1 protein-coding gene is annotated in these 238 nt (G+C 50.4%); it reads right to left on the bottom strand.

Annotation, left to right across the window (positions count from 1 at the left end; genetic code table 11):
• Nucleotides 1–238 (bottom strand): hypothetical protein (locus tag SB725_RS33760; RefSeq protein WP_410923766.1); only part of this gene is annotated, 238 nt, incomplete at both ends.

Raw genomic sequence — 238 nt, 5'->3', positions numbered from 1 at the left:
CCAGCGCACTTTCATCCACGGTCGGGTAGTCCAACGTTAAGGTGTCAAGACCTAACTGCTCAAGCAGATGCTCACCGACGTGCGGCGCATAGACAGACAGCATAATCAGCAGATTGGTCAGGGCTTCGTGTTTGACGTGCAGCTCTTGTTCATTACTCGCGTTAAAACCAGTCAACTCATTAGCAAGTTCCATCAGGCTTGATACTGGCGTGTTCAATGCCAGACGATCACCCAAATC

The organism is Pseudomonas sp. SIMBA_041 (assembly GCF_046535095.1).
GTDB classification, from domain to species: Bacteria; Pseudomonadota; Gammaproteobacteria; order Pseudomonadales; family Pseudomonadaceae; genus Aquipseudomonas; species Aquipseudomonas mucoides.
Note: the sequence above shows the minus strand (reverse complement) of the source record. Positions and strands in the feature narration are given on the sequence as shown.